We start from the raw sequence: 9,549 nt of genomic DNA on the forward strand, positions 1-9,549 counted from the left end.
TCGAAGCAGACCGGTGGCGGCACAGGCCTTGGGCTTGCTATTACCAAGAGCATCATCGAGGTGCATGGCGGCAAAATATCCGTCAGCAGCAATGAGCGGCAAACATGCTTTGAAACCGTGTTTCCTGCATAAATCAACGTTTATCTTCCATCCTAACGAACCTTCTGCATCTGTAGAAGGTTTTTTTATATTCACGGAACCCTTGGTGATGATAGATAAGCTTTATTTAAGCATTTGTTAAGCATTTGTCTCCTCGTCCGTTAAGAACTCTATTGTAAGGTTATAGGAGCTTATTTCCGAGAGTCAGAGGCACAGGTATTCGCAAGCAGGAATGAATCATGAGAATAAACTTAATAATCTAAATGGATTTTTGACTATGAAAGGAGACGCGTTTCACATGCTGAATCAAGCAGCACGATTTTCCTCTTCCAAGCGGTGGATCGTTATTGCGCTTATTATCGTTATTTTCGCCTTAGCAAGCTTTTTAAGAATAGATTTCCTCGTTTCCGTGGAGCACAAGGTGTCCCACGACTCGGTTCACTACGATCTGATGGTTAGACAGCTGCTGGAAAAAGGCGTCTATGCCTATAAGGATACAGAGCCGAACGCTAAGGTTACGCCTGGCTATCCCTTATTCATGGCCGCCATCTATAAGCTGGTGGACTATCAGCACCATGACCCATTTCCCACGATCCGGTACACCCAGGTCGTCATCAGCCTCATTTCCCTTTGGCTGCTTTATCTGATTGCCAAGCGGCTGGGCGGGACAACTGTCGGAATCGTGGCTTTGTTTATCGGAGCGGTTTATCCGCCATTTGTATGGAGCAACGCCGCTGTACTCACCGAGGTGCTGGCAACGCTGTTTTTCATGATTTATGTCTATTTGCAGCTCATTGTATTTGAGAAAAAAACCTGGACACATGCTTTATTAAGCGGTGCCGCCATGGGACTGCTGGTCCTGACGCGCCCAGAATTTTTGATTCTACTGCTTCCCATCTATGCATTCTATTATTTTTGGAAAAAAGAGAAGCGAACGACCCTAAAGCTGTTTTTAATTACCGTTATTGGGACAGGCATCGTGCTCTCTCCTTGGGTGATACGCAACATGGTTACGCTCCATGAGGTCGTGATCGCCTCAACGCAGGTGAATCCTTTCCATGCCGGCACCTATCCGAATAAAAATTACGATGACGGACTGGTGGATCGTAAAGGAAAGACACAGATGGAGATTGCCAAGGAACGCCTAAAGGTCGGATTCACCGAGCACACATGGGAATACACCAAATGGTACACGTACGGCAAGCTCAAGCAAACCTATTCCAAGATGTACTTTGGCAGCGGTCATGAGCCGCGTTATCAGGTCATTCCGATCCTGCCATGGAACTGGCCGCATATGGCGCTCATCTTCTTTGCTCTAGTCTCGCTTGTCGTCTTTGCGAGGAAGTGGAGACAGCCCGCTACGATGCTCGCCGTTATTCTTGTCACGATGTCTATTGTGAGACTGGCCTTTGTGCCGGAATACCGATACAACTACACGGTGATGCCATTCATCATCATCATGGATAGCATCGTCGGTGTTGCCATGGTTCGAATGCTAGTCGCCCGTTACCGAAAAAATACGCCGCTATCCGCTGAAAGGAGTGTACACGATGCTCAACCATCGCCATCATCACCCCAACAACCATAAAGTTCTCGTCATCGTGCCCGCCTATAACGAGGCGGAAGGCATTGAACGAGTTATAGCTGAGCTTAAGAAGCATACGCCATACGCAGACATCCTAGTCGTCAATGACGGCTCGGTCGATGAGACTGGGGCACTTGCGGAGGAGGCAGGTGCTATGGTCCTGAATCTTCAATGCAATCTCGGCATCGGAGGCGCCGTACAGACCGGCTATCGCTACGCGGCAGAGAATGGCTACGACTATGCCGTTCAGATTGACGGCGATGGCCAGCACAACCCTTCCGACCTTGATAAGCTGCTTCACGAAATGCAGGCAAGCGGTGCCGATATGGTGGTAGGCTCTCGCTTTATCGAGAAAGAGGGCTTCCAGTCTACCTTTGCTCGAAAGCTTGGTATCGATCTCTTGGCAGGACTCGTTACACGACTAACCGGCAAAAGAATTACGGACCCTACCTCCGGTTACCGACTGTGCAGCAAGAAGGCGATTGCCTTGTTTGCGGTGCACTACCCAACGGACTATCCCGAGGTTGAGGCCTTGATGCTGCTCGACAACTACCATCTTTCCTTTAAGGAAGTCCCTGTAGTGATGAAAGAGCGGCAAGGCGGCGTGTCCAGCATATCTCCCTTTAAGTCGGTATATTACATGTGCAAGGTGATCTTAGCCGTTCTCATCATGAAAACAAAGAAAAAGAAAGCGTGGGAAGTAAGCCATGACACCTGATATCTATATGTTCAGCTTCTATATCAGTCTCGTCTTTGCTGGAACCATCCTTTATCTCATTCGAAAACAAAAGCTTAAAGAGCAGTACGCGCTGCTGTGGCTGCTGCTTAGCCTAATGATGATGGTTCTTTCGCTGTTTCCATCCATACTTGATCACGTTGCGAGACTGATTCGCATTGAGTATGCCCCGTCGCTCCTCTACCTGTTGAGCGTAATCGGGATTCTATTTATCCTGCTGCATCTCACCATGATCGTGTCTTCCCTGTCTCAGCGCAATGTTGTGCTGATTCAGACAGTCGCTCTGCAGGATCGCAAGCTTCAAGAGCTGATCAAGCAAACCGAGCTGTTGGAGCAGAAGGCGCAGATGGAGAGAAGTGTATTGCTGGAAATATTCGAAGCAGAAGATCTCAGTCCCCAAGCGGATCAAGCGAAGCCAGCGATTGAGGTGAACCGCTAGACATGGTGTATGCACTGCTTCTTCTAAATATATTATTTCTTGTTGCCGGGCAGATCGTATGGAAGATGGGACTCAGCCAGCAGGGCGGTCTGCAATGGCACAACCTATTTTCCGTCATGTTCTCGCCCATGATCATCCTAGGCATTGCTTTGTACGGCATTGCGACCGTGCTGTGGCTGTTCGTCCTATCGCGACTGCCGCTCAGCATCGCATACCCGCTGCAGAGCCTTGCCTATGTCATTGGCATACTAGCTGCCTTATATCTATTTGATGAGGTCATCCCGCTGAATCGTTGGGTTGGCGTATGCATCATAATTGTAGGCGTAATCGTCATATCGCTGAAATAAGCAGAGTCGCTCAAGCTATGACCCTTTGAAGAGTAAATTGGGATAATGAAAGGATGAGCGTCTCCTCAAACAGCTTATTTATAAAAAATACTGTACTTATAAAGATTTAATCGATGGAGTCTCTCTTGCATGGAGTTATGAGGAGAAGTAAAAAAGGAGTTTCTTAAAACTTATGAAAATGAAAAAAGCATTCCTTGCTACGATACTTGCCGCCTCACAAGCGGCATCCGTAATACCTGTACAAGCAGAAGCGATGAAGACTGTCTCGGATGAACAACAGCAAAACCACTACGAATATCAAAAGGACAATGCGGGTGGAAGTATAGATAGAGCCAACGGCGTTCATAAGACCCGTCAGGTTGCTATAAACGAACCCGATGCCAGCCCAAGCAGCAAGGCTTCTCAAGTCGAGGAGCAGAGCGCATCCAATAGCAATAAGACGGCTCAGAACAATACAAGTGATGACCGTAATCCTTCTTCGGAGAAAAGCGTAAATTCGGACAACGGCACGGCCTCAGAGGGCACGGAGAATTCGGACACTCAGAATTCCTCAACGGAGCCGAATTCTGAGTATCCAAGCAGCAGCTCCAAGGAAAGTTATGCTGGCAGCAATCTCGGAACTTCTGATCCACTTATCTTATATCTGAACAGCAGCAAGATGGAGCAGAATGGCACGGCATACACTGCTCTTCGCAGCTTGACCGTCAAGCAAGGCGTATCCTATGTAAGTCTGCGATCATTGGCAGAGCGTCTCGGCTATACCGTTGGCTACGACGGAAAAACGAATGAAGCGGTGGTCATGGACGGAGCTGTTGAAATCCGATTCAAGGCAAATCGAAACACATATGTCAAAAGCGGCAGCTCTTATCCGCTAAATGGCACACCTTATATGGATAAAGGCGTCCTCATGATCCCGCTGCGATCCTTTACAGCCGTATATAATATCACGCTTAGTTTAGAGGGCAATCGCATCGTTCTAACACCGCCTGTTGTGAATGTGCCTGAACCAGAACCTGAGCCAGAGCCGAATGAGCCTCCGGTTGCCTTTTTCACAACGGACAAGAAAAAGTATCGGATGGGAGAGCAGATTCGCTACGAGGATCAAAGCACCGATGACGAGGATGCAATCGTAGATCGAAAGTGGGACAATAACAAGCCTGCCTTCTTCGAACCAGGCATCGTGAAAGTATCCTTGCAGGTGACGGATAAGCATGGGCTCTCTTCGACTTACACGCAGGAGATCGAGATTACCTCAGAGCTGCTGTATACCAAAGAGGACTTTGACCGTCTATTTACACCTGTGGGCAGCAACTTTGAGATTGTCGGAAGCTCCGTGTTGTCGTTCGATGCCCTTCCTTATAAGTACTGGACCGAGCCTTATACCCTATTTCGCGCCAGCGGTCCTGAAACAGTAAACAGCGAAGGTATTCTGTACCAGGACACCATCGAGGGAGCAACTCGATTTATGATTCACCACAAAAATAATCTTGGTGAAAAAGCGAAATTCTACGTTGTCGCAGAGAACAAAGGCCAATCTTCTGCCAGCGTCAATATAAGCAGCTTAGGCTTTGCAGGCCCTACCAATCATCCTGAGGTTGCGGGCAGGCTTGCTGCAGCGAGATACTTTGAATCATCCATTAACGGAAGTGCGATCAAAAATATCGCGCTTGCTCCTGGTGAACGCAAGCTGATCTTCACCGAACTGAGTGCGGCCACCACGTCAAGCGGCGATGTCGTCACCCTGAATGCGGATCTCGTGAGCGATGGGCCGATTCAATATACGGTTCTCATGGTCAAGGCCAAAAACGACCCTCTAACCATGCTTCCTAAGCTGCCTGATCTCGATCCGAAGGAATCTATCGTTCGAGGAACCTTTAAAGATTCAACCCGAGTATTTGAATATAACGAGCTTGTAGGCACTAAGCCAGAGCGGCTGCCATTAACGGATAACACGACCGATCCTTTTCAACAAGGGACAGATGGCATCAAGCTGACTAATGCGACAAACTCTGGCAATTACGGCGTAGTCTACTATATTGTGCTCAATCGCGTTGCGCCAAACACGCTGATTACGTTCAACCCTCGGGGCGGACTCTATTCCGGTGCAGCAAGAGTGAACAACGAGGTTGTGCATATTAAGCACATCGGATCTACTCAGAACACCACCAGTGTCCTCTACCGTACTGGGGATAAGGAAGAACGAGTCGAGCTATGGATCACCCCAGCAGCAGGCAGCAATCTGCCATTTACGTTCTTGTTCATGCCGATGCCTGAGATGAAAAAGTAATCCTCTATGAGAGGAACACGGTTACCCCTTCCATTTATGTATTGAAATAAAAATAATAGAAAAGTCGACCGTATCAGGTCGGCTTTTCTATTATTTTTAATGCCAAGAGGAGTCACCATTTATTCTCATACACGCCTGTTCAGATCTATTTACTATAATAGGGAAAACATTTTTATGTTTCATTATTTTACAATATTTGTTGACTCTCTATCATAAACCAAATATACTACTAATGAATGGGAAATTATTCATATAAAGGAGGTGTTCTGGATGGCATGCAACAACTGTTATGACTACTACTACACTTGTACAGGCCTCATTTGCAAAACGGGCAGTGGAAAGCAAGAGTACAAAGTTTGTTCTGTTGGTTGCTCAGAGGCTAGCGGCTGCTGCTAAGATCCTTCATCGATTTATACCTACATGAATCATCTCCCTCATATTATTCGCTAACGAACGGATTTAAGCCTTACACTTAAACGAACTGCTGTAGTTCTTCAATTGTAAGCGCATACAGTAGTTCGTTTAAGCTTTTTCACCTATACCTTTCATATTCATAGCCTTCTATTTTTTTGAAAGGAGGGTCTCTTTTTGCGAGATCATATTCAAATTGGCGACTACTTCCCCAACTTGCCTCTCTCCGATCAAGTATCTCTATATGATCTGTTAAAGAACTACTTAATCATCGCAATGATCAGTACTGATTGTGCTGTCTGCCTCCCTGCTTTTGATGAAATCGAACGCTTTGCAACAGAGCGGCCAGACCATCCGCTTATCGTTCTTATTGACACATGTGAACAAAAATATCATAAGGCATCACAAGCCTTCTCCGACAACGTACGCTTATATCGAATCGATGGCAATACAGTCGAACGTGAGGTCAAAGGATTTGGCTTTCCTTGGGCCTATGGCATCAACTCAGAAGGTCAGCTCATCTCTCACTACTTTTGCGGCAATCCAGGCAACTTAGACACAGTAGCTGCACCATTCCGCTTGTTTCACACCAACGTAGGATGAACGCACATTTTCGTTGGCTGCGTATCATGATGCACGGTTCAGTAGGAATCATTACAATCGTGATTCTACTGCTAGCCATTCAACCTGTTATAGGCTGGCTAACTTTTTATCTGAATAAGCAGCTGTTTGACCATATGGCTGGAGCTATGATCTGGGCGAATCTTGCTTGGATTGCGCTCATTCTTGCAGCACTAAAATTAGCAGAGTTGCTGCTATCAGAAGGCACTAGACTCGTTCAAGCTAGATTGTCACTCCGCATACATAACCGCCTAGAGCATCATTTATATCATTCCGTTCAGCCCACAGAGATTACCCATCTTGAAACTTCAGCATTTGCTCACGACACAAACATCCTCAAGAACAGTTTGAACGAAATTGAACAATCTATTGGTTCTACAATCGGTTTAGCTCAACAGATGTTAATACTAAGTGTTTATGGCTATATCACCCTTACGTACAGCTGGCTTGCCGCCATTATTCTGCTCATTTTTTCAATGCCTCTTTTTTGGGTAGAAATGCTCCAATCTCTGAGATTAGAAAAATATTTTCATAAAGTGGCACAGAACCAGCTTGAGACTCATCTTGCATCAAGCCTTATCCTTCAGCCGCAAGCCGTCAAAGAAACGATGATCTTCGGCAGTCGCGTCTATTTATTAAATAAGTGGACAGAAGCAGCTGAATCAGTTATTCGTAAAACAAATGCCCTAAAATACGGAGATTTTCGAACGAGAAGTATCGCCATCATCTTTCAACCTATTGGTTTTTTATTGATACAGCTCATCCTATTCAACAAACTCGTCAACCATCAGATTACTCTTGGCGATTATGCAGCACTATCAACTGCTTCTATGACTGTCTACTCTAGCATGCTGATGATAGCCGGGTACTCCAGAATTTTTAAGCAAATTCCGTTAGCGACTAAAAACTTTCAATCTTTTATAAACAAATACATTCTGACTGCAAAAGAACACCCAGTGTTTAAAATGGATCCCATTCATACCATTGTCCTCAGCCAACTTTCTTTCACCTATCCTCATGTGGATCGTCCTGCCTTACGCCATATAAATATGACCGTTGCGATGGGTGACGTCGTTGCTATAGTCGGTGAAAATGGCTCCGGCAAATCAACAATGGCTAAGGTTCTTCTTGGACTCCATAAGATTGAACATGGCATGCTATTTATCAATGGTCGTGATATTAATCAAATGGACCGTGATTCCTGGTTTGATCAAGTATCCATCGTGAACCAAGACTATATGAGGTATCCATTCTCTATTTATGAAAACATTGCACTCGATCACCCAAATGAAGAGGTTAAACATAAAGTGGAGAGGCTCATTCAAGCCTATCCGATGCTCGTTCCGTCAGAATTACATCATAAACTTGAGACATACCTTGGAAACCATCTTCAGGGTGCGCGGCAGTTGTCCGGAGGACAATGGCAGAGAATAGCCATTGCTAGAGCACTGTACAAGGACTCGCCATTTTTACTGCTTGATGAGGCAACATCAGAGCTTGATCCATCGAGTGAAATTGGCTTGATTCAACAGATATTATCGGATCGCCGTCTCAAAACTACGGTAATGGTTACACATAATCTTGCTGTTGCTGCAATGGCTCCACGCATTATCGTGATGCAAGAAGGTGAAATTGTCGAAAGCGGCAGTCATGAAGCGTTGATGGAGCGAAAAGGCCAGTACTTCAAGATGTGGAATACACAACATTCACATGAAGGAGATAATATTCATGAGCAAAGTTACGTTTCGGGAATTATTTGATGCCGAGGTTCTAGCTCGCTCGGAGGCACGTAAGAAGGAGCGTGAACAACAGGCAGTGCGTGGCGACTTATTTATTCGACAGCCGCTGGCTATCGATGTCGAAGCTATAGAATCATCGGTTATTTGCTTTATTTCGCTAACCTGCAGCAGCTGTATTGATCTGCTGTCAGAACTAACCGCCTTTACTAACCATTACGAGGGTACATTTATACTTATTAGCAGCGGTACAGAAGAGGAAAATAAAGCATTCACGGAACATTTCCAATTCCAGTTCCCTATTCTCACGATGACAAAAGAAGTGCGGTTGGCTAAATACGGTACAACAGCTACACCCTATGCTTATTTTTTAGAGGACGGATATGTGGTTAATGCCGCCATTGTGCATGATTCTCAAGATCTTAACAATCTTACAGGACTTATTCTCGCCGATCATGATCAAAATATGGCCTGACATAAGGGGAACGGAGGTGATAACATGCTTCTGCTCGCGTTCATCATCGATATGCTCTTCGCTTCGTTATTTTTCCTAGCCGTGTTCTCCAAACTTGGAACCTCGTTCGCAGAATTCAAACTTGACCTTCACTCATACCATGTGTTACCGAAAGCCTTAGTAGGGATTAGCGCCGTTGGTGTTCTCTTAGCCGAATCCATGTTATCAATTCTATATGGTTTTGGGCTCTTTTTTGTCTGGAAAGACATCATTGCTATCTTGCTGTTTTCGGTGTTCACTGTTCTAACCTTGCGTCAGAGACGTCTACAAGAAAGCACAGACACAAGCTGTTCTTGCTTTGGACAAATAAAAGCATTAAATCAATATCCTATCGTTCGCAATATGATCCTTATCGCATTATCCGGCGGCCGACTTGCATTGCCTGACCGGGCTCCTGAGACTTGGAGCACGGTGCTATATTCATTAGCTGCGATAATGATAATCGCAAGCCTCGCAATTGTAGTCATGTTATTATCGATCCTGAAGCGGAACAAGGAGCTGCGCGCACACCTATGACCCCTTTATTAATCCTCACCCTACTCCTAATGATTAGCAGCCTTATGAGCATCTTCATTCGCAATAAAAAACAGTCAAACAAGCTAGAAACTGAGCTGCTAAAAAAATTGCTGCATCAAGCTGATTTTCCTGTACAGGAACCTATTACTGTTATGTTTATTGACTATACACATCCCTCTTTCAAAGCCTTAGATGAACTGCTAACCTCGCCCGTCTCTACTAGTGACACATCGTTCGTCATTCTCTTAACACCACCAG

10 protein-coding genes and 1 pseudogene are annotated in these 9,549 nt (G+C 45.6%); 10 read left to right on the forward strand and 1 reads right to left on the reverse strand.

Annotated features, from left to right (window positions below):
* From I2H74_RS24695 to I2H74_RS25305, 10 genes and pseudogenes are all read left to right on the forward strand, one after another.
* The coding region (locus I2H74_RS24695) for an ATP-binding protein (RefSeq protein ID WP_267490744.1) at positions 1 to 132 on the forward strand (132 nt) is incomplete at its 5' end.
* Between the two features lie 265 nt (positions 133 to 397).
* A complete protein-coding gene (locus tag I2H74_RS14230) occupies positions 398 to 1,687 on the forward strand; it encodes an ArnT family glycosyltransferase (RefSeq protein ID WP_195574719.1) in 1,290 nt (429 codons plus the stop codon).
* On the forward strand, positions 1,650 to 2,402 hold the full coding sequence (locus tag I2H74_RS14235; protein WP_195574721.1) for a glycosyltransferase family 2 protein: 753 nt from the start codon (positions 1,650 to 1,652) through the stop codon (positions 2,400 to 2,402). Before I2H74_RS14230 ends, I2H74_RS14235 begins: the two co-directional genes overlap by 38 nt.
* Positions 2,392 to 2,859: a DUF2304 domain-containing protein gene (locus tag I2H74_RS14240; protein WP_195574722.1), complete on the forward strand. Its 468-nt coding sequence runs from the start codon at positions 2,392 to 2,394 to the stop codon at positions 2,857 to 2,859. Before I2H74_RS14235 ends, I2H74_RS14240 begins: the two co-directional genes overlap by 11 nt.
* A gap of 2 nt (positions 2,860 to 2,861) precedes the next feature.
* Complete coding sequence (locus tag I2H74_RS14245) at positions 2,862 to 3,206, forward strand: EamA family transporter (protein ID WP_195574723.1); 345 nt, start codon at positions 2,862 to 2,864, stop codon at positions 3,204 to 3,206.
* Between the two features lie 172 nt (positions 3,207 to 3,378).
* Positions 3,379 to 5,493: a copper amine oxidase N-terminal domain-containing protein gene (locus I2H74_RS14250; protein WP_195574725.1), complete on the forward strand. Its 2,115-nt coding sequence runs from the start codon at positions 3,379 to 3,381 to the stop codon at positions 5,491 to 5,493.
* A 588-nt stretch (positions 5,494 to 6,081) separates the two neighbouring features.
* Positions 6,082 to 6,507, forward strand: a complete 426-nt coding sequence (locus I2H74_RS14255) for a hypothetical protein (RefSeq protein WP_195574726.1) — start codon at positions 6,082 to 6,084, stop codon at positions 6,505 to 6,507.
* Positions 6,508 to 6,533: 26 nt separating this feature from the next.
* Complete coding sequence (locus I2H74_RS14260) at positions 6,534 to 8,285, forward strand: ABC transporter ATP-binding protein (RefSeq protein ID WP_229106673.1); 1,752 nt, start codon at positions 6,534 to 6,536, stop codon at positions 8,283 to 8,285.
* On the forward strand, positions 8,254 to 8,736 hold the full coding sequence (locus tag I2H74_RS14265) for a hypothetical protein (RefSeq protein ID WP_195574729.1): 483 nt from the start codon (positions 8,254 to 8,256) through the stop codon (positions 8,734 to 8,736). The genes I2H74_RS14260 and I2H74_RS14265 overlap by 32 nt, the downstream gene beginning before the upstream one ends.
* A 51-nt stretch (positions 8,737 to 8,787) precedes the next feature.
* Positions 8,788 to 9,090: pseudogene (locus I2H74_RS25305) on the forward strand (MauE/DoxX family redox-associated membrane protein); the annotation flags it as partial.
* A gap of 5 nt (positions 9,091 to 9,095) precedes the next feature.
* Here I2H74_RS25305 and I2H74_RS14270 read toward each other — a convergent pair.
* On the reverse strand, positions 9,096 to 9,242 hold the full coding sequence (locus I2H74_RS14270) for a hypothetical protein (protein ID WP_195574731.1): 147 nt from the start codon (positions 9,240 to 9,242) through the stop codon (positions 9,096 to 9,098).
* Between the last annotated feature and the right edge of the window lie 307 nt (positions 9,243 to 9,549).

Source organism: Paenibacillus sp. 1001270B_150601_E10 (assembly GCF_015558675.1).
Classification (GTDB): domain Bacteria; phylum Bacillota; class Bacilli; order Paenibacillales; family Paenibacillaceae; genus Paenibacillus_B.